We start from the raw sequence: 19209 nt of genomic DNA, 5'->3' as shown, positions 1-19209 counted from the left end.
GATCACACCCCAAGGCTTCCGAGGGGCGGGGCGTAGGACAGGTCGAGAAGCTGGTCGACCGACAGCTCGTTCTACAGCCTGCTCCCGGGCGGTGGCCAGGTCGCCAGGTCCCGGAAGATGCGGTCGGTGCGGAACTCGGCCACATCGGCCGGCCCGCGCGACCGCGTCACCAACCCGGCCAAGCCCTCGTAACGCCGCAGCCAGGTATGCACCGACTGGCGTGATACAGCCGCTTCAGACAACACCGCGAGTACAACCTGGTGCTGCAACTCAACTCCCGGAACATGAGTCAAGTGTGAAGAAACAACCGAAGCCACGGTCAAGCATCTACCGCAGCCGCGTAAGCAGGAGCCCAAGCCACCCGTCAAGGACGACCCGGACTCATACAAGGGACTGGTAGGCCCCGTGGGACTCGAACCCACAACCCGCGGATTAAAAGTCCGCTGCTCTGCCAGTTGAGCTAGAGGCCCTCAGTTGGTGAGGGGAACAGTGTGTCAGGTTTGGGGTGGGAATGCTTGGTGGGGGTGGGGGTGGGGTGCTTACGGTGGGTAGTGGGGGGGCGGGGGTGGGAGTGGGGGTACTGCGCGGTAGGTCACGGAAGTGATGCGGTTTGGGGGGATGGAGGGGCTTGGCCTCGCGGTGTGGGTGGGGGTGGTGGTACAGATCGGAATTCGCTCGGGGTGTCCGGGTGGTGACAATCCTGCCGCGGGGGGAACCGACGGCGGGTTGGGGGGAGTGCCGTGTTGGTTGTTCGGGCTGCGGTGGTCGTAGCGGTTGGTGTGTTGGTCGTTGGGTGTGGGGCGGGCTCGGGGGCGGGGGTGGATCAGCCGGCCGCGATTGCGAGTGTTCGCGTCAGCACGACGCCGACGCCGACAGAGGCAGCGACAGAGACAGCGACGGCGAGTCAGCCGACGAGCGTGCCCAAACCGGTCACCAAGGCCACGCCGGTGGTCACGACCAAGGAGGTCGTTGAGGTTCGGGTTATTGCGTTCAAGAAGAAGACGGTTACGGATGACTCGTTGCCGAAGGGTGAGAAGGAGGTGCGGACCAAGGGGGTGAATGGGACGCGTCGCCTCACCTACCGCGTCACGCTGGTGGATGGCGTGCAGACGGCGAAGCATCTGGTGCGGCAGGAGGTTGCCAAGGAGCCGCGGACGCAGATCACGGCCGTGGGGACCAAGGTCGACGAGCCGGAGCAGGAGTCGTCGGGTTGTGACCCGAACTACTCCGGTTGCGTCCCGATCGCCAGTGACGTCGACTGCTCGGGTGGCAGCGGAAACGGGCCGGAGTACGTCGCTGGGCCGATCGAGGTCCTCGGCTCCGACATCTACCGTCTCGACGCCGACCACGACGGCATCGCCTGTGAGGACTAACCAGCGACAACCACCTGGAGGTCGAGGACGACGGTCGGGCTGACCAAGGCGGTGGTGAACGCGTTCCAGTTCACCCGCCAGCGGGCGCGCTCGATGGTCAGGGTCGCGGCGAAGGCGACGCCGTCCGCCGTACCGGTCAGCTCGAACGGCACCGTGACCGGATGCGTCACGCCGCGGATCGTCAGGTCGCCGGTCACGTCGAACGTGGTGTCGCCGACCAGCTCGACCTTCGTCGACGCGAAGGTGATCAGCGGGTACGTCGCTGCGTCGAGGAAGTCCTTGCGGAGTTGGGCATCGCGTCGTCGGGCGCCCGTTTCGATGCTGTCCGCCCGGATCGTGAGCTGCGCGGTCGAGGCGGCCGGGTCGTCGCCGTCCAGGTGTACGGCGCCTTCGAACACGTCGAACCGCCCGCGCACCCGGGTGGCCATCCGGTGCCGCGCGACGAACCCGATCCGCGTCCGCCCGGTGTCGAGCACGTAGTCACCGTTGAGCTCGCTCAGTCTCGTCGTAGTCGTCATACCGGGTACGACGAGACAGCGAGTCCAACTGTCAGCCGATGACTCCCGTGGTGATGCGTCGCGGGGTGATGTCGAACATCGAGTCCTCGGGCGGATCGGCCAGATAGGCCGCGCGGAACTCCTCCGGCAGGTACTTCTCCACCATCGCGTTGAGCAGGTCGTCGCTCAACGGGAGAAAGCGGGCCACACCCTGCATATTGACGTACTTCGCGGTCGGTCCGTCCGCGGTCTGCACCGAGAGCGACAACTCACCCGAACCCTCGCGATGCAGCCGCGCCTTCTTCGACTTCGCCGGCGTCATCACCTGGAATCTGTTCTCCCCGGGCAGGTGGTGGAACCACACCGGGGTCACATGCGGGGACCAGCCCGGATCGTCGATCGCCAGCACGGCAACCAGCGGCTGCGCCAGGAACTCAGCTGCTTCGTCATCGTCCATCGTGCGAAAACCCATGCTTCCTCCACTTCTCTCGTCGACATGGACCCTGCCACTGCCCACCGACAGTTATCGGCATCGGCGTTGTCGGCCAGGAGTAGTACGACCAATGTCCGATGGTCGGTGCCCGTGGTGGCAGGTGAGCATCGAGGCATGACAGCTGATGAGCCGAACAGCGTGAACCAGAAGAGTGTTCGGACGAGTGGAGTGCGGTCGCGGAGGTACCTCGCCTGGGCGGGTGCGGTTGTGATCGTCCTCGGGGTGACGGCCGGCGTCGGCACCGCAGCCTGGTCGGTCGATGACAAAGGCGGGCAACACCAGACCGAGCCCGGCGACGACAACGGCGGTCAGCACGCGCAGGCCGAGCGCGGGGATGACAAGGGCGGTCAGCAAGCACACACCGAACGTTGGGACGACAGAGGCGGGCACGGCGGGCGGCGGTCGGGATCGTCGTCGGGCGATGGGGCGGGACACCGCTAGTCGGAGTAGAGCGGACTGTCGATTTAGGATCGTGCTACATCGACGGAGGGGCTGGTGTGCTGACTTATGAGCTGACTTCGCGGGATCTGGCGGAGGCGCGGTTCGCGGTGTCGCCGGTCGCGGAGATGGTGTTGTCGTTGCGCGCGCTCCGGGAGCCGGGGAGGTTCCCGCTCCAGCTGGGCTGGGTACGCGCGGTCCAGCCCAAAGTGACGGAGCTGGACTGGGACGTACTGCGGTGGCTCGTCAACGACACGATGGGAAGCCCGGACTTCCTGACCCCGCGACCCACATCCCCACTCACCCAACTCGCCGATGAGCTCGAGATCATTGCCGGCGTGGACCGGGAAACGTTCGAGCGTCAGCTCGTCGCGGTGAACGGCGAACTCCCGGCCGGCCTGACGATCGACAAGACAGTAGAAGCACTCCGCCAGTACTGGGACGCCATGATGGCGCCGTACTGGGACCGGATGCGCACCCTTCTCTCGGCAGATATCAGCTACCGCGGCCACGTCCTCACCCAGCACGGGACCGGCGCGATGCTCAACGGCCTCGCGCCGGCGATCACCTACGCGGACGGGTTGCTGAAGGTCGACCGTGTCGCGGCCGTCAGCCGGACCGAAGCCGTCGACGGCCGCGGGCTCGTGCTGCAGCCGAGTCTGTTCGGCCCGCACGCCGTGATCCCGTTCGACCCGGGAGCCGAACCAATACTGGGATACCCGCCCCGCGGGCAGGCCAATCTGTGGTCCGTCGTCGAGCCGCCGTCGCAACAGGATCTCGCCCAGCTGATCGGTACGCCGCGCGCCCACATCCTCGAGCTGCTGACACATCCCCGTACGACGACCGACCTCGCCGGCGAGCTCAAGGTGACACCGTCGGCCGTGAGCCAGCACCTGCAACTGCTCCGCCGTACCGGACTGGTCGAGCCGCAGCGCACCGGCAAGCAGGTCCTGTACCGCCCGACCGAGCTGGCCGCCCTACTCACAGGGCAGCTGAGCTCGACCGGAGCCGAGGGCAGCTGAGCTGTTGACACGACGATCACCCACAGCGATAGTACAAATCGATTTGCATCACGTCGTGGCAGCCGACGTCTCACCTACACCGCCCTGATTCAAGGAGTCGGCATGAGACGTAGTCTTGCCATCGTTCTCGGAGTTCTCCTCCTCTGCTTCGGCACCATCGCCCCGGCCCACGCGGCGACTCTCGCCCTTACTCCCCTCACCCTCGGCAACGTGTTCACCGACGGCCAGCAGGTGAAGGTCGGCCTCAGCACCGATGCCTCATCGGTGACCTGGTCCGCGGCCGACGTCAACGGCACCGTCGTCGCGACCGGCAGCCAGGCCGCCGCGAGCACGCTGCAGGTCTCGGTCACCACCCGCGGCTGGTACAAGCTGACCGTCCAAGCAGGCACACTCAGCGCCCAGACGACGTTCGCGATCCTCAGCCCGCTCAGTACGGCGGCGGTCGCAGGCCTGACCACCAACCGGGTCGGCGATTTCGAGAACACCGCGGAAGGCTGGACCTTCTACCCAGGCAGCGAATTCCCCGGCGCGACCGGGAGCTTCGCGCTCGACACCACGGACAACCACTCCGGCACCAGCTCCGGCAAACTGTCCGGCAACTTCAGCGCCGGGGGCGCGTACGTCAGCGTCAACCGCACCCTCCCGTCGGTCAACGCATCCAGCGTCAGCTTCTGGGCGAAGTCCCCGAACCTGTCGTTCCTCACGTTCCGCATCACCGACTCCACCGGCCAGGTCCACCAGCAGCGCCTAACGTTGTCTGGGGCAACTGATTGGCAGCCGCTGAGCGTCACCCGGTTCGACGGCGGCAAGCAGTACGTCCACTTCGGCGGCGCGAACGACGGCGTCTGGCACGGTCCCGCCAAGGGCCTCGAGATCGTCCTCGACAAGGGCGCGATCACCGGCGCGACGAGCAGCAGCGTGAGCCTCGACGACTTCACCGTCAACGCCCTGTCGACCAAGCCGACGACGCCGCTCGGCGACTACGAGAGCGCCGCGGAGGGCTGGTCGTTCTACCCGGGCAGCGAGTTCGCCGGCGCGACCGGCAGCCTGACCTACGACACCACGAACCTGCAGTCCGGTGCCCAGTCCGCGAAGCTCTCTGGTGACTTCACGGGCGGCGGCAACTACGTCGCGATCCAGCGCAATTTCGTCCCGATCAACCTGACCGCGCTCAGCCTGTGGGTGAAGACCAGCCAGTTGTCAGCGATCGGCCTCCGGCTGACCGACTCGACCGGCCAGGTCCATCAGCAACGCCTCACGCTGTCCGGGTCCACCGCCTGGCAACAGCTCAATGTCACCACCTTCAACGGGGGCACCGGCTACCTGCACTTCGGCGGCGCCGACGACGGCATCTGGCACGGTCCCGCCAAGGCGATCATGCTCACGCTGGACAAGAGCCTGATCATCGGCGGCGGTACGACGGCCTCCGTCAACGTCGATGCGGTCGCGGCGACCACGCCCACGACGTACAACGGAGTCGGCACGCACTTCGCCGGTTCCTGGGCGCCGGATGCGATCCCGCTGGTAAGCCAGGCTGGTGCTCGGACAGCAAGAGATGAGGCGTACTGGTCCGCGGCCGAGACCACGGCCGGCACCTACGCGTTCCCGGCCAAGGTCACCACCTATCTGCAGTCCTTCCAGTCCAACGGTCTCGACCCGCTGATGGTCGCCGACTACGGCAACTGCCTGTACGACTGCCCTGATCAGCTCTTCAATGCGCCGTACACCGACGCAGGCCGGACCGCGTTCGCCAACTACGCCAACGCGCTGGCGAACCAGTACCCGCAGGTCCACAACCTGGCGGTGTGGAACGAGTGGGACGTCAACGCGGCCGGTCCCGCCAACAAAACACCCGACAGCTACCTCGCGCTGCTCAAGGCGACGTACACGAAGGTGAAGGCGACCCATCCCGATCTCACGATCGTCGGCGGTGGTGACACCGACGTGACGCAGCAGGCCTGGTTCCAGACGTTCTGCCAGCTGGGTGGGTTGAAGTACCTCGACGTCGTGTCGATCCACCCGTACAACTTCCTGCATGCGCCGGAGAGCCTCGGCACCGCGATCGATCAGGTCCGGGCGACGATCCGGCAGTACAACGGCGGTGTGGACAAGCCGATCTGGATCACGGAGGCCGGCTGGTACACCGGCTCCGGCAGCGCCGTACCGGTCGACGAACCGACTCAGGCGATGTACATGGCCCGCGAGATGCTCAACGTCCCCGGGCACGACGTCGACCGGTTCTACATGTACGACTTCAAGAACGACGGCATCGACCCGGCCGCGGCCGAGAACAACTTCGGACTCGTGCACAACGAGGCCGACGCGCTCGGCAAGTACACCCCCAAGCCGTCGTACGTCGCCTACGCCACCGCCGCACGTCAGCTCCGCGGCGCGACGTTCCTCGGCAAGGAGAACCCTGGCAACGGCCTGATCGACCAGGTCTACGCGGCGAACGACGGTACGCCGTTCCGCGCGATCTGGGCCGCGTCCGGGTCCAACACGACGGTGACGGTCAACGCGACCGGCCCCGTCCAGGTCACGAGCCTCTACGGCCTGACCAGCACGCAAACCCCCAACGCGAACGGGCAGATCACGGTCACAGTCGGCGTGTGGCCGACGTATATCTCGGGCTCGACGGTCACCTCGGTGACCGCCCCTTAAGCGGATTCCCGCGGTACGACGGAAGGCGCGAACAGAATGCGCTGCGGCAGGCTGGCGGTGGCCGTCCCCGCCAGCCTGCCCAGCAGGACTCGCCCGACCGCACGACCCTGCTCGCGCGGATCGCCCGCGATCGTCGTCAACGACGGCGAGATGAGCGCCGCTGCCTCGATGTCGTCGAACCCCATCACAGCAAGGTCATCGGGCACGCGAAGGCCGCGCGCCCGGGCGACATCCAGCGCGCCGATCGCGACCATGTCGTTCGTACACAGCACGGCGCGCGGCGGCTTGCGCAGCTGGAGCAGCTTCTCCATCCCCGCCGTACCGCCTGCACGGGAGAACTCCTCGCGGACGACCAGCTGGCTGTTGAACCGCAGCCCGGCCGAGGTCAGCGCACGCCGGTAGCCCTTCACGCGATCGGCAGGCGGCCCGTCTCCCGAAGGCCCGGTGATGAATGCGATCCGGTGATAGCCACGACCGATCAAGTACCGCGTCGCGATCTCCCCCGCCGCGAGATCGTCGGACGTCAGTACGTCGATCCCCGCCGACGCCCGACGCCCGCCCATGAGGGCCACCGGGATCCCGGCCTCGACAGCGGCCGTGACGTCGCTCGCCTTGCTGTAGTAGCCGGCGAACACGATCGCGTCGACGCTGCGCGTCACCATCCGCGCGACCAGATCCCTCTCGGCCGCCGGCGAGCCGTCCGTATTGCCGATCAGCACCTGGTATCCGGGCTCGCTGACCACGTCGAGCAACCCCCGCGCGACCGACGGATAGAACGGGTTCGTGATGTCGGGCACGATCAGCGCGATCGTCTGGGTCCGCTGCATCCGCAGGCTGCGCGCGAGCTGGTTCGGCTCCCAGCCGAGCTCGTCCATCACCGACCGCACCCGCGCCCGCGTCACCTCCGACACGTGCCGCCGCCCCGACAGCACGTGCGAGACCGTCGTCGGACTCACCCCGGCCCGCGCAGCCACGTCCGAGATCCCGACCCGCTTCGCCAAGGCCTTCCCCTCCCAGGGCGCTTTTGGTCACGATATCCGCCCTCACGCGGGAGAGCGCTATAGTCGAGAACGTCCGCGGGAGCTCGCAGGGAGTGGGCTGAGAGGGTGACCGATCCGTCACCGACCGCTGAACCTGAATCGGGTAATTCCGGCGTAGGGAGGAAGCGCGATGGAATCCGTCTGGGTGAACGGTACGGCGATCGACGTACCGGCCGGCAAGTCCGTGGCCGAGCTCATCACGGAGTACTCCGACCGCACCACCGGGATCGCGGTCGCGGTGAACCAGAACGTGCTGACCAAGGCCGAGTGGGCGCAGACCGCGTTGCGGAGCGGCGACCGGGTCGAGATCGTCAGCGCGACGCAGGGAGGCTGACACATGGATGATCCACTGGAGCTCGGCGGGCGGACGTACACGTCCCGGCTCATCATGGGGACCGGCGGTTCGGCCAACCTGGAAGTGATGGAGGAGGCATTGATTGCCTCCGGCACCCAACTGACCACGGTCGCGATGCGCCGCCTCGGCACCGGGCACGAGGGCTCGGTGCTCGACGTCCTGAAGAAGCACAGCATCGACGTCCTGCCGAACACGGCCGGCTGCCACACCGCAGCCGAGGCCGTGCTGACCGCGAAGCTGGCCCGGGAGGCGTTGGAGACCGACCTGATCAAGGTCGAGGTCGTCGCCGACGACCACCTGCTGCTGCCGGATCCGTTCGAGCTGCTCGACGCCGTGGAAGCCCTGGTGGCCGACGGTTTCACCGTGTTGCCGTACACGAACGACGACCCGATCCTCGCCCGACGGCTCGAGCAGGCCGGGTGCGCGGCGGTCATGCCGTTGGCCGCGCCAATCGGTTCGGCGCTCGGCATCCGCAACCCGCACAACATCGCGCTGATCGCGGAAGCGGCCAACGTACCCGTGATCGTCGATGCCGGGATCGGTACGGCGAGCGACGCCGCGCTGGCGATGGAGCTCGGATGCGACGCGGTCATGCTCGCGACCCCGGTCACCCGCGCGGAGAAGCCTGCCCTGATGGCCGCCGCGATGCGCGACGCCGTCTCCGCAGGACGAGCCGCACGTCTCGCCGGCCGGGTCCCGCGCCGTTGGCAGTCCGCGCTGGCTTCGTCGCCTACAACTGGTCTGCCAACGTCTTAGCCTCGGCCAGATCCACAGGCCGATCCAGCAGGAGCGCGCTGAGCGACAGCGTCAGCTCCTGATTGGGTTGCAACGTCAGCGGGTCGTGCCACGAGAGCGCCGGGCATGCGCCGACGTACGCGTCGACACGGAGGAACCACGGACGTACGTCGGCCGGCTGGACCAGCAGCAACGTGACATCGCCTTGGACGAAGCCCAGCCACGGGCTCGTCGAGCCGAAGGCGGCGTCCAGGCCCTCACCGTCAGCGGAAAGCACCGTCGTTTCGACAAGGGGTAGCCGCCAGAAGATCCCGCCGTACGCGGCGCCTTCTCGACCGACGGTGGCCGGGCTTTCGATCCGCACCGGGCCGTAGCGGGCGGTGAGGACGCTCTGCCAGTCGAGTCGCCAACCGCCGGCGGCAAGTTCCCCGCCGAGACGACGGCGCTCGACGAGCTGCGGTCGGCCTTGTTCGTCGTACCAGGTGATGTCGTCGATCAGCTCGTGACCATCGGCCGTGACGCCGCGGCTGCGTTGCTGGCCGTGGTTCGTCAGCAGTGTCGGTCCTTGATCGCGGACGTACGTCCGACCGCCCCAGTGCGAGGTGCCGTTGACCACCGGTACTGCGAGCGAGACGCCGTAATGATGCCGATGATCGACCGGGCTCACCTCGGTCAACGAGTGACCGCCGAGCGTCCGGACCGGATGCAGGTACGGCCGAGGCGCGTGCACTTGCGGCATCCGCCGCCCGAACTCGTACCGCGCCAGCATCCCCGAATCGCTCCCGAGCGCGAAGATGTCGCCCTGCCGCCGCCAGCCGACCTGATCAGCCGACGTACCACTCCGCGACACCGGCGCCTGCGGCACCAGCCCCGTGCTTGCCCGCACCGCCAACCGCAGCTCCGGTACGTCGTCCGCATCGCCGTTCGGTGCAGCGATCGACGCGTGCAACCGTCGCCAGGCCAACTCCCCGAGATCCTTCTGCGGCACTCGAACCGTCGTCAACGACGGTACGGCGAACCGCGCCAACCCGATGTCATCCATCCCGGTAACCGAAAGATCAGTCGGTACGGCGACCCCGACCTCGTTCAGCCGGGCCAGCAAACCGAACGCGACCAGATCATTGAACGCGACCACGGCGGTCACATGCGACTCGAGCACCCGCTCAACCGCGGCGTACCCGTCCTCGATCGACCGCCCGCACTCGAACCGAACGAGCTCCAACCCAGGAATCTCCCGCTCGGCGACCTCGAGAGCCCGCAGCCGAAGCGTGTTGGACGCACTCGCCGCCGGCCCTGCCAGGAACGCGAGCCGCCGATGCCCGAGCCCGACCAGGTGATCGACGACGATCCGTACTGCGCGGCCGTAGTCGACCACGACCGACGACACCTCTTCCGGCCCTTGCCTGTTGACCAGAATGACCGGCTGCACCTGCGGCAACAACTCGAGCAGCCGCTCCTCGTCCATCCGCGGCGAGACCATGATCAGCGCGTCGCACCGCCGCCGGGCCTCGATCGCGATCTCAGCCTCGGCGGTCGGATCCTCGTCGGTCTCGGCGACCAGCACCCGGTAGCCGGACGCCGCGGAGGCGTTGGTGATGCCGCGCAGTATCTGCTGGAACAGCGGGTTGCCCAGATCGGGTACGACCAGCGCGACCATGTTCGTCCGGCCGAGCGAGAGGCTGCGGGCGAGGTCGCTGGGCCGGTAGTTGAGGCGCTCGGCGGCCGCGCGCACGCGGACTACGATCTCCGGTGCGACCGTGAGCCGGCCGTTCATCACCCGGGACACGGTCGCCCGCGAAACCTCCGCCAGCCGCGCGACGTCGGCGATCGTGATCGAGTCCTTCGGTGTCCGGCCCACCCTTGTATCCTCTCCCGACGGAAACCGGTTTCTCAACCCTTGCCGGGGTATATCTGGTGCATGAGCAACCTGGAGTATCCGCGCGCAGTTGGAGTTGCCCCGGGCAACGGTTACAGCCACGTCGTGACCGGTCACGGGCAGTGGGTGGCGATCGCCGGACAAGTCGCGCTGGACCCCGACGGCAAGCTGGTCGGCATCGGCGATCCCGGCGCCCAGGCGGAGCAGGTGTTCGCGAATTTGGAGCGCTGCCTGGCCGGCGCCGGCGCGACCTTCGAAGACGTCGCGAAGATGACGATCTTCGTCACCGACATGGCGAACATGCCGGCGATCCGCGCGGTCCGCGACCGCTACATCCCCGGCACCAAACCGGCCGCCTCCGCCGTCCAGGTCGCGGCCCTGTTCCACCCCGACGTACTCCTCGAGATCGAGGCGTTCGCGATCGTCTAGCGCAGCAAGTCGACGGCGACGCGGGCGGCCTCGCCGATCGCGACGTCGACGCGTGGCTGACGGATGTCCCCGCGTGCGGCAAGTGTGAAGACCGCGATCGCGTACGCCGTACCACCCGGCAGCGTGACCACGCCGACCTCGTGCCGCAACGCCCCGAACGTCCCGGTCTTCCCCGCGACGCGTACGCCGTCGTGCGGGAAGCCGGACGCCAGCCGATGCAGGAACACCTGCCGATGCATCGTCGCCTTGACGAACTCGGTCTGCTCCGGCGACAACAACTCGCCCGCCCACAATCGCCGCAACAACAACGTGAGGTCGCGCGCACTGCTCGCCGATGCGTTCGCAGCCTCGTACACCCCGGCCGGATCGGTCCGGTCGTTATCCGCGAGTACGGCGAGCGCCGCGTCCGGATCGTTCGTCCGGGTACGCCGTTGCAGGTCGAGCAGGTTGCCCGCGGTACCGCGACGTACCCGGGTCCGATGCAGACCGAACGACTCCAGCAGCTCGGCCAGCCGCCGCAGTCCGACGACGTCGAGCAGCGCATCCGCTGACGCATTGTCGGAGAGCGTCATCATCGACAGCGCCAGGTCTCGCAGAGACGCGGTGACCGGATCCGCGAAGGTCGACAGCCCGGTCGGTCCGCCCGTCTTCGTCGAGGGATCGAGTGTGAGCTGCTCCCGCGGGTCGATCTCGCCGAGATCCACGAGTCGGCAGAACCCGGCCAGCAGCGGCAGTTTGTACACCGAGGCCAGCGGCACGATCCCGTCCGCATCGACCTCGACCGTCGACTCGGGCTCGTCCAACGCGACCGCGTGCAGCCAGCCGCGGACGCCGGCGTCCTCGAAGACCGCGCGGATCCGGGCGTTCACGACGCCACCAGCGCTTCGGTCAGCTGCGCCATCACGTCGTTCGGCCGGAGGAACGGCGTACGCGTCCTCGACCACACGAGCCGGAGCCGCAGCGGCAGCGGGTCGTCGGCCAGCCGATGCCGCGTGACGCCGGGTGCGGTCAGCGCGGGATCGGCGGTCACCACGATCGCCTGTCCCGCGGCGGCCATCGCCAGACCGGCTCGCTCGTCGGTGACGACGACCGTCCCGCCGGTGGGCCGATGCAAGGCGAGCGTGTCCAGGAACAGATCGCGGGCGGCCGGCGCCTCGGTCCGCGGCCGGACGGCGACCGGCAGCCCTTTGAGCTGCCGCAGTCCGACCACCTCCCCATCGACCACCCCGGCCGGCGCGAGCGCCCACGTCGGAAGCAGCGAGACCGGGCCTGCTTCCAGCCCATCCAGTACGACGGGATGCAGTACGGCGGCCAACGTCAGCCGGCCTGTGTTGACCTGGTTGATCAGCGAACTCGTCGAGGCGGTGACGACCGTGACTCGGCTGCCCGGGATCACCGCGCCAGAGGCAGCGGCCACAGCAGCACCGGCTGAGGGCGGGACTTCGGGCGCTAGGCCCAGCCGGATCTCCGGGCCTTTCGGATCGCGGGCGACGGCGGCCTGGTGCAGTTCCTCGATCGAGGTCAGTGCGCGGCGCGCGTACGGCAGCAGCGCGACCCCGGCGGGAGTGAGCTCGACCCCGCCCGCGCCGCGTTCGAACAGCTTCGCGCCGACCAGGGCCTCGAGGCGGCGCAGTCCCTGCGACAGCGGCGGCTGGGTGATGCCGACGACCCGGGCCGCGTCGCCGAAGTGCTGCTCCTCGGCGAGCGCGATGAAAATCTGCAGGTGTCTTTCAGTGAGCATGACGTGACTGACCTGCGGTGATATCTCCAGACAATCGGCCCATGCTCAAGAGCATATTCGACAGTCCGTGTCAGCCCGGCCTTGACTGAAGCTCCGGCACGACGAGAGGAGACAGCGTGAAGGTGAGTCGGAGAGGGATGTTGACGGGCGCGGCCGCGGTCGGCGCAGCGGCGGTCGGGGCGGCCGGCGTGGTTGGGCTCGAAGGCCGGAGCGAGGCGGCGACGACCCCGACGGCACAGCCGAAGCGCGAGCCGGTCGAGCTGACCTGGTTCGGGACGCACGCGTGGCAACTCAGGTGCGGGCAGAGCGTCGTACTGACCGATCCGTGGCTGACCCGGTTCAAGACGGGGACGTTCACGCCGGAGGGGGCGGACCCGAAGACCAAGCTCGTGATCAAGCCCGAGGTGATCGACAAGCACCTGGGTACGGCCGACGCGATCCTGGTTCATCACGGGCATTACGACCACATGACCGACGTGCCGTATGTCGCGAAGAAGACGCAGGCGACCGTGCTGTGCACCGAGACGCACGCCAACCTGCTCCGCGCGATGCGGACGCAGGACGACCTGCTCTCACCGGTCCGCGGCGGTGAGTACCTGCCGTTCGACGGCTTCTCGGTCGAGGTGTTCCCGTCGCTGCACTCCTGCAGCGGCAAGCGGCACACGTACGCCTACCCGGGCTACCGGTACGACGTACCTCAGCGTCCGCGCGTGATCGAGGACCTGGTCGAGGGCGGCACGCTCGCGTTCGTGATCACGATCGGCGGCCTGCGCATCCTCAGCCTGAGTACGGCGAACTTCGACCCGAACGCGCTACGCGACCTGCAGGTCGACGTGGTCTTCGCGGCTCCCGGCGGCGAGCCCGGTATCACCGACCGCCTGCTGCAGACGATCAAGCCGGTCCGCAAGGTGATCGCGACGCACTGGGACGACTTCGACAAGCCGCTCGACGATCCCGGCATCCCCTGGACCGACCTCGCCCCGCTGCGCCGGTCGGTGGAGCGAACCGGCGCCGAGTTCGTCGTCGTCGATCACCTGCAGAAGGTCACGCTCTAGACAGAAACCATCGAGCGCGGGTCTGCAGCTCGACAGGACGTATACCTGCACTGCATTCGGTCTCACGCCTGGCAGTTGCCTCGATCGCGAGGCAGTAGGCATATACGTCCTGTCGAGCTGCAGATGATCGAGCGGGCTGCACCTCAGGGCTGAGCTTTGACGCGGTAGTGGTAGCGCGAGACGGTCTGGAAGCCGAGGGCGTCGTAGAGCGTGCGGGCCGGCGTGTTGTCTTCCAGCACGCTCAGCCAGACCCACTTGGCTGTTGCCGCTTGCAACAAACCGCGAATGACGGCGGAAGCGAGCCCCTGGCGCCGGAAGCGTTCGTCGACGGCGAGGCAGTAGAGCCCCGCGGTGTCGTCGACGAGCGCGAGCCGGCCGATCGCCTTTACCTGTTGACCATCGGGGATGCTCGCGTAGAGAGCCTTGCCCCGGGCAAGGATCTGCTCGGCGGTGGTGCGGTTCGCCGCGCCGCCGCGGCCGTCGACGCTCCACCAGCAGTCCATCCAGGCGGCGGACGGCGCCGCGGAAATATTCACCTCATCCGCCGTCGCCGGCAGCTTCGCGAGTACGTCGGAGAGCGCGGCGCACTGCACCAGCGTCGGGTTGCGAACCGTGTACCCACGGGCTTCGAGGTGGAGGTCGAGGTCGCTCGGCTGGACCGCCGGGCTGATCTGGAACGACGGCGTGATGTCATGCGCCAGATACAGGTTTTCGACGTAATCCAAGGCCCTGTGGACGTCGAAGGGTGCGTTGGCGGGCAGCACCGAGTTGGCTCGCAGGGTGACGCCTGCATTGCGGCGGACCAGCCAGCCGTCGAGTTCGGTGCTGTCCGCGGCGGGCCACGCCTGGTTCATCAAGGAGTCGATGCGAGCTGCGGCGATCACTCCACCAAGAGTAGAACCGCTCGGATCGAATTGCAATCAAATGGATAATTATTCATCAGCTGCGGATCGCCGCGACCGCGTCCGCGAGCAGTTCGATGCCCTCGACAACTTCTTTCTGGGTGAGCGATCCGTACCCGAAGACCAACCCGGCCGGCCCCGATCCGGCCACCCAGTACTGCGCCAGCCCGTACACGCCGAGTCCGCGCTCCGATGCCGCCGCCCGGACCGCGTCCTCGGTGAGGTCCGGCGGCAGGAAGGTCATCACATGCAGCCCGGCCGACACCCCGACCGGCTCGAGCTCCGGGATCCGCTGGGAGAGCTCTTCCACCAACGTGTCCCGCAGGAGCCGGTACCGCGGCCGCATCCGGCGCAGATGCCGATCGAACTCACCCCGCGCCACGAAATCCGCGAACGCCAGTTGATCGAAGACCGGCGACCCGCGATCGTCCATCAGCTTCGCCCGCGCCATCGGCTCGACCAGCCGGCCCGGCAGGATCAGCCAGCCGAGCCGCAGCCCGGGGGCAAGCGTCTTGCTCGCCGTCCCGGCGTACGCGACGCGTTCCGGCGCGAGCCCTTGCATCGCGCCGATCGGTTCGCGGTCGTAGCGGTACTCTGCGTCGTAGTCGTCCTCGATCACCAGTCCGTCGCGCCGAGCCGCCCACGCGACCAGCGCGGCACGCGTCTCCGCCGAGGTCACCGCACCGGTCGGGAACTGATGGGCTGCCGTCACGAGTACCAGGTCCGCGCCGGATCGATCGAGTGCGTCGATGTCGACACCCGATTCGAGCACCGGTACGCCGACCGTCTCGAGCCCGGCGGCCGCGGCGACCTCGCGGAGCTCGTTGTCTGACGGGTCCTCGACGGCCAGCCGCTTGTACCCCTGCGCCGCCAGCACCTGCAGCAGCAACCGCGAGCCCTGCGCGAACCCGTTGCAGATCAGCATGTTCTCCGGGCGGGCCGCCGTACCGCGGACGCGGTTCAGGTAATCGGCGAGCGAAGTCCGCAGCTCGATCGTGCCGCGACCGTCGATGTAGGCCAGGCTGCGGTACGGCGTCTCGTTCAGCACCCGGCGTATCGATCGGAGCCACGCGGCGCGGGGGAACTGGGAGACGTCCGGCCGGCTGTAGCGGAAGTCGATCCGCGGCGGGCCGCTCGCCGACCTCGATGCAGCCGTCGGCTCGACCACGGCGATGTCCGCGACCTGCGTGTACCCGCCACCCCGGCTGACCAGGTACCCCTCGGCGACCAACTGCTGGTACGCCTCGACGACCACGCCGCGGGACAGGCCGAGGTCCTGCGCGAGCGCACGAGTGGACGGCATCACCGTGTCCGGCCGCAGCAGACCGGCCCGGATCCGCGTCCGGATCCCGCTCTCCAACTGCTGATGCAGCGGTACGCCGCTGTCCCGCTGCAGCTCGACCAGGAGCTCACCGGAACCGGAACTGGTCCTCATTCGGCTCACGCAACTGGACCTTATCGGAGTACCGCTTCGCTGTCAGGGTTGTGGACAGACCAAAACGAGGAAACGACAGGAGATGAGAGCGATGACCACGATGCTGCGCACCGGAGACGCCGGCTACGACGAGGCCCGGACCGTCTGGAACGCGATGATCGACCGCCGTCCGGCCGCGATCGCCCGGTGCTCGAGCACCGCGGACGTCGTCGAGGCAGTGCGGTTCGGCCGGGCGGCCGGCCTGGAGATCGCGGTCCGCTGCGGCGGGCACAACATCGCGGGTCTCGCCGTACCCGATGGCGGGCTGATGATCGACCTGACGCCGATGAACTCGGTGCAGGTGGACCCGTCGCTGAAGCGGGCCTGGGTGCAGGGCGGCGCGTTGCTGGGCGAGTTGGACAAGGCAGCGCAGGAGTACGGACTGGCGACGACGGCGGGGAATGTTTCGCACACCGGTGTCGGTGGGTTGACGCTCGGCGGCGGGATGGGCTGGCTTGCCCGGCGGTTCGGTCTGGCCTGCGACAACGTCGTTTCGTACGAGGTCGTGACCGCGGACGGTTCGGTTGTCCGGGCGAGTGCGGACGAGAACCCGGAGCTGTTCTGGGGCCTGCGCGGCGGTGGCGGGAACTTCGGGATCGTCACGCGGTTCGAGTTCCAGCTGCACGAGATCGGAACGCGGGCGCTGATCGTCGAGCTGACCTATCCGGCGTCGGCCGGCTTCCATGTGCTGCGCGGCTGGCGGGAGCTGAACGAGCAGGCGCCGCGGGAGGCGACGTTCACCGCGAGCATCACGCCGGACTCGGTGACGGTCGGCTATGTGTGGGTCGGCGAGGGCGGGTACGGCCTGCTGCCCGCATTCCGCGCGCTCGGGCCGGTAGTCGGTGAGGTTGTCGAGGAGACGACGTACCTGAAACTGCAGACGCGTGACGACAACGTGCAGGGTCACCGGTACCGGCGTTACTGGAAGGGGCACTACTTCAAGACGCTTCCCGACGAGGCGATCCGTGCGTTGCTGAACACGCCGGGCCCGTCGGCGAGCCTGCAGGCGTACGGCGGCGCGATCGCCGACGTACCGGATGGGGATGCGGCGTTCAGCCACCGGGACACGCTGTTCGAGTTCGTCACCGCGACCCGCTGGGACGACGCGGACGAGGACGAGGCCCGGATCGCTCAGCTGCGCGAGTACGCCGCGACGCTGGCGCCGTACGCGAGTGGGGCGTACGTGAACACGCTGAACGACGACCCGATCCAGCGCGCGTTCCCGCCGGCCAAGCTGGAGCGGTTGGTCGCGCTGAAGACGGCGTACGACCCGGCGAACGTCTTCCACCTCAACCAGAACATCCGCCCCGGCGGCGAGGCGAGTGCTGAGAGCGCCGCCTGACTGGTGTACCTCTGAAGGATGGACTTCGAGTCTGTCTTCGCGGATGTGGCCCGGGTGATCGAAGGATCCGGCGTGGTCATCATGGCGATCGGCCTCGCCGCGGTCCTGATCCGGTACGCGTACGACGTGATCCGTAAAGGCGCCGGGAGTTACAGCAAGCTTCGGGTGGATCTGGGCCGGGTGATCCTGCTCGGCCTGGAGATCCTGATCGTCGGCGACATCATCCGGACGATCATCGTGGAGACCTCCCTCGAGAGCGTGCTGGTGCTCGGCCTGATCGTGATCATCCGGGTGGTGCTCAGTTTCGCGCTCGAAGTGGAGATCTCCGGGTCGTGGCCGTGGCAGCAGCGACGTGGTGACCAGTCGGACGCGGCATGATGGAGATGTGACGACTGATCTGACCCCGGAGCTGGCTGCGACGATCGAGGAGGCGTTCGCCCGGCGGGACCGCGCGAACATGGGCCCGACGATCGCCTTCTTCGAGAAGCTGCTGAGCGAGCATCCGGACAACCCGTACGTGCTCTACGAGGTCGGCGGGTCGTACGACACCGCCGGTCAGGAGGAGAAGGCGGTCGGGTACTACGAGCGCGCGCTGCCCGGGCTGACCGGGGAGACGCGCCGCAAGTGCCTGCTGCAGTACGGCAGCACGCTGCGCAACCTCGACCGCTTCGACGAGTCGCTGGCTGTGTTCAAACAAGCCTGCGCGGAGTATCCGGAATCGGACTCGCTGCGGGTCTTCAAGGCGCTGACGCTGCACGCCGCCGGGTACAAGGACAAGGCGCTGGCCACGCTACTGCTGGTGATCGCCGACAAGGTCGACTCGGCCGAGATCAAGCGCTACGAGGCCGCGATCCGCGGCAACGCGGACTACCTTGCCAACCTGGGCTAGCTCGCCGGCCCGGGCTGGGTCGCGATCTGGGCTAGCTCGAGGCCTTGCGGCCGACTCCGCCGTAGATGGCATCGCGGATGTCGGCCGGGCGCTCCTCCTCGACGCGCCCGCCCGGGACGTGCCACTCGCTCAGCGGGACGACGCCCGGCTCGAGGATCTCCAGGTCGCCGAACAACGATCTGATCTGCTCGACCGATCGAAAGGCCAGCGTCGGGAACGCGTCCTTGACCTTCTCGAGCAGCTCGGTCACGAGCACATCGACCTGACCGCCGTCGCCCGGATTGCACGCGTGCGTGATCGCCAGATACGACCCGGGCGGCAGCGCGTCGACGTACGTGCGGGCGATCTCGCGGGTCTGCTCGTAGTCGGCGATGTGGTGCAGCATCAGCGCCATCACCAGCGCGACCGGCTCACCACCGGCCAGCAGGCCCGCGATCGACGGGTCGGCCAGCACCTCGTCGGGCTTGGTGAGGTCCGCGGCCGTGAACTGCGTCCGGTCGTTGTCGAGCAACAGCGCCCGTCCGTGGGCGACCACGGACGGGTCGTTGTCGATGTAGATCACCGAGGCTTCGGCGTTGACCTTCTGAGCGATCTGGTGCGTATTCTCCGCGGTCGGCAGGCCGGAGCCCGCGTCGATGAACCGCCGTACGCCGGCCTCCTCGGCCAGCCAGGTGATCACCTCGCGGAGCCAGGCCCGGTTCGCCCGGGCCCAGACGGGTGTCTCCGGCGCGATCTCCATGATCTGCCGGTACAGCGCGCGGTCGGACTCGTAGTTGTCCTTGCCACCGAGGGCGTAGTCGTACACCCGCGCCACGCTCGGCCGCGTGGTATCGATCCCATGCGCGACCAGCCCACCGTCGTTCATCGGCTGGTCGGTCACACTGTCT

21 protein-coding genes, 1 tRNA gene and 1 riboswitch are annotated in these 19209 nt (G+C 68.0%); of the genes, 11 read left to right on the top strand and 11 right to left on the bottom strand.

Annotation, left to right across the window (positions count from 1 at the left end):
• Window positions 1–71: 71 nt before the first annotated feature.
• Both OHA10_RS15240 and OHA10_RS15235 read right to left on the bottom strand, forming a co-directional pair.
• Window positions 72–212, bottom strand: coding sequence for a hypothetical protein (locus OHA10_RS15240; protein ID WP_371406852.1), 141 nt, complete (start codon window positions 210–212; stop codon window positions 72–74).
• A gap of 182 nt (window positions 213–394) precedes the next feature.
• Window positions 395–470, bottom strand: a tRNA-Lys gene (locus OHA10_RS15235).
• Between the two features lie 447 nt (window positions 471–917).
• Here OHA10_RS15235 and OHA10_RS15230 point away from each other — a divergent pair.
• On the top strand, window positions 918–1373 hold the full coding sequence (locus tag OHA10_RS15230) for a G5 domain-containing protein (RefSeq protein ID WP_371406851.1): 456 nt from the start codon (window positions 918–920) through the stop codon (window positions 1371–1373).
• On the opposite strand, the gene OHA10_RS15225 is transcribed toward OHA10_RS15230, so the two are convergent.
• A complete protein-coding gene (locus tag OHA10_RS15225) occupies window positions 1370–1891 on the bottom strand; it encodes a YceI family protein (RefSeq protein WP_371406850.1) in 522 nt (173 codons plus the stop codon). The genes OHA10_RS15230 and OHA10_RS15225 overlap by 4 nt on opposite strands.
• A gap of 31 nt (window positions 1892–1922) precedes the next feature.
• Entirely contained in the window at window positions 1923–2342 is a 420-nt protein-coding gene (locus OHA10_RS15220; protein WP_371406849.1) for a pyridoxamine 5'-phosphate oxidase family protein, read from the bottom strand.
• 135 nt (window positions 2343–2477) lie between these two features.
• Here OHA10_RS15220 and OHA10_RS15215 point away from each other — a divergent pair, with 135 nt between their 5' ends.
• The 3 genes from OHA10_RS15215 to OHA10_RS15205 all read left to right on the top strand — a co-directional run bounded on the left by OHA10_RS15215 (window position 2478) and on the right by OHA10_RS15205 (window position 6484).
• On the top strand, window positions 2478–2804 hold the full coding sequence (locus OHA10_RS15215) for a hypothetical protein (RefSeq protein WP_371406848.1): 327 nt from the start codon (window positions 2478–2480) through the stop codon (window positions 2802–2804).
• A gap of 56 nt (window positions 2805–2860) precedes the next feature.
• Window positions 2861–3823 (top strand): DUF5937 family protein, encoded by a 963-nt coding sequence (locus tag OHA10_RS15210; protein WP_371406847.1) that lies wholly within the window; start codon window positions 2861–2863, stop codon window positions 3821–3823.
• A 102-nt stretch (window positions 3824–3925) separates the two neighbouring features.
• Window positions 3926–6484, top strand: coding sequence for a glycosyl hydrolase (locus OHA10_RS15205; RefSeq protein WP_371406846.1), 2559 nt, complete (start codon window positions 3926–3928; stop codon window positions 6482–6484).
• Here OHA10_RS15205 and OHA10_RS15200 read toward each other — a convergent pair.
• The gene (locus OHA10_RS15200; protein ID WP_371406845.1) at window positions 6481–7485 is read right to left on the bottom strand and encodes a LacI family DNA-binding transcriptional regulator; all 1005 of its coding nucleotides are present in this window, start codon (window positions 7483–7485) and stop codon (window positions 6481–6483) included. The two genes, OHA10_RS15205 and OHA10_RS15200, sit on opposite strands and share 4 nt — an antisense overlap.
• 65 nt (window positions 7486–7550) lie before the next feature.
• A riboswitch (TPP riboswitch) is annotated at window positions 7551–7662 on the top strand.
• On the opposite strand from OHA10_RS15200, the gene thiS reads away from it, so the two are divergent.
• On the top strand, window positions 7655–7858 hold the full coding sequence (gene thiS, locus OHA10_RS15195; protein WP_137252359.1) for a sulfur carrier protein ThiS: 204 nt from the start codon (window positions 7655–7657) through the stop codon (window positions 7856–7858). (Overlaps the previous riboswitch by 8 nt.)
• 3 nt (window positions 7859–7861) lie before the next feature.
• Complete coding sequence (locus OHA10_RS15190) at window positions 7862–8635, top strand: thiazole synthase (protein ID WP_371406844.1); 774 nt, start codon at window positions 7862–7864, stop codon at window positions 8633–8635.
• Here OHA10_RS15190 and OHA10_RS15185 read toward each other — a convergent pair.
• Entirely contained in the window at window positions 8610–10472 is a 1863-nt protein-coding gene (locus OHA10_RS15185; protein ID WP_371406843.1) for a DUF6807 family protein, read from the bottom strand. The two genes, OHA10_RS15190 and OHA10_RS15185, sit on opposite strands and share 26 nt — an antisense overlap.
• A gap of 60 nt (window positions 10473–10532) precedes the next feature.
• Between OHA10_RS15185 and OHA10_RS15180 the strand changes: the two genes are divergently transcribed.
• Window positions 10533–10919 (top strand): RidA family protein, encoded by a 387-nt coding sequence (locus OHA10_RS15180; RefSeq protein ID WP_371406842.1) that lies wholly within the window; start codon window positions 10533–10535, stop codon window positions 10917–10919.
• Here the strand turns inward: OHA10_RS15180 and OHA10_RS15175 are convergent.
• The gene (locus tag OHA10_RS15175) at window positions 10916–11788 is read right to left on the bottom strand and encodes a serine hydrolase (protein WP_371406841.1); all 873 of its coding nucleotides are present in this window, start codon (window positions 11786–11788) and stop codon (window positions 10916–10918) included. The genes OHA10_RS15180 and OHA10_RS15175 overlap by 4 nt on opposite strands.
• Window positions 11785–12660, bottom strand: coding sequence for a LysR family transcriptional regulator (locus OHA10_RS15170; RefSeq protein WP_371406840.1), 876 nt, complete (start codon window positions 12658–12660; stop codon window positions 11785–11787). Before OHA10_RS15170 ends, OHA10_RS15175 begins: the two co-directional genes overlap by 4 nt.
• 116 nt (window positions 12661–12776) lie before the next feature.
• Between OHA10_RS15170 and OHA10_RS15165 the strand changes: the two genes are divergently transcribed.
• Entirely contained in the window at window positions 12777–13715 is a 939-nt protein-coding gene (locus OHA10_RS15165; protein WP_371406839.1) for an MBL fold metallo-hydrolase, read from the top strand.
• A 143-nt stretch (window positions 13716–13858) separates the two neighbouring features.
• Here the strand turns inward: OHA10_RS15165 and OHA10_RS15160 are convergent, their stop codons facing one another.
• Together OHA10_RS15160 and OHA10_RS15155 are read right to left on the bottom strand one after the other, a co-directional pair.
• The gene (locus OHA10_RS15160; RefSeq protein WP_371406838.1) at window positions 13859–14599 is read right to left on the bottom strand and encodes a GNAT family N-acetyltransferase; all 741 of its coding nucleotides are present in this window, start codon (window positions 14597–14599) and stop codon (window positions 13859–13861) included.
• 55 nt (window positions 14600–14654) lie between these two features.
• Window positions 14655–16052 carry a PLP-dependent aminotransferase family protein gene (locus OHA10_RS15155; protein ID WP_371406837.1) on the bottom strand — a complete coding sequence of 466 codons (1398 nt, stop codon included), beginning with the start codon at window positions 16050–16052 and terminating at the stop codon, window positions 14655–14657.
• Between the two features lie 91 nt (window positions 16053–16143).
• Between OHA10_RS15155 and OHA10_RS15150 the strand changes: the two genes are divergently transcribed.
• The 3 genes from OHA10_RS15150 to OHA10_RS15140 are packed head-to-tail and all read left to right on the top strand — an operon-like array spanning window position 16144 to window position 18322.
• Window positions 16144–17433, top strand: a complete 1290-nt coding sequence (locus tag OHA10_RS15150) for an FAD-binding oxidoreductase (protein WP_371406836.1) — start codon at window positions 16144–16146, stop codon at window positions 17431–17433.
• A gap of 18 nt (window positions 17434–17451) precedes the next feature.
• The gene (locus OHA10_RS15145) at window positions 17452–17811 is read left to right on the top strand and encodes a DUF1622 domain-containing protein (RefSeq protein ID WP_371406835.1); all 360 of its coding nucleotides are present in this window, start codon (window positions 17452–17454) and stop codon (window positions 17809–17811) included.
• A gap of 7 nt (window positions 17812–17818) precedes the next feature.
• Window positions 17819–18322 carry a tetratricopeptide repeat protein gene (locus OHA10_RS15140; protein ID WP_371406834.1) on the top strand — a complete coding sequence of 168 codons (504 nt, stop codon included), beginning with the start codon at window positions 17819–17821 and terminating at the stop codon, window positions 18320–18322.
• A gap of 31 nt (window positions 18323–18353) precedes the next feature.
• Here OHA10_RS15140 and OHA10_RS15135 read toward each other — a convergent pair whose 3' ends face one another.
• Window positions 18354–19202 (bottom strand): SAM-dependent methyltransferase, encoded by an 849-nt coding sequence (locus OHA10_RS15135; RefSeq protein ID WP_371406832.1) that lies wholly within the window; start codon window positions 19200–19202, stop codon window positions 18354–18356.
• Window positions 19203–19209: the final 7 nt, after the last annotated feature.

The organism is Kribbella sp. NBC_00662, from assembly GCF_041430295.1.
Lineage (GTDB): Bacteria > Actinomycetota > Actinomycetes > Propionibacteriales > Kribbellaceae > Kribbella.
Note: the sequence above shows the minus strand (reverse complement) of the source record. Positions and strands in the feature narration are given on the sequence as shown.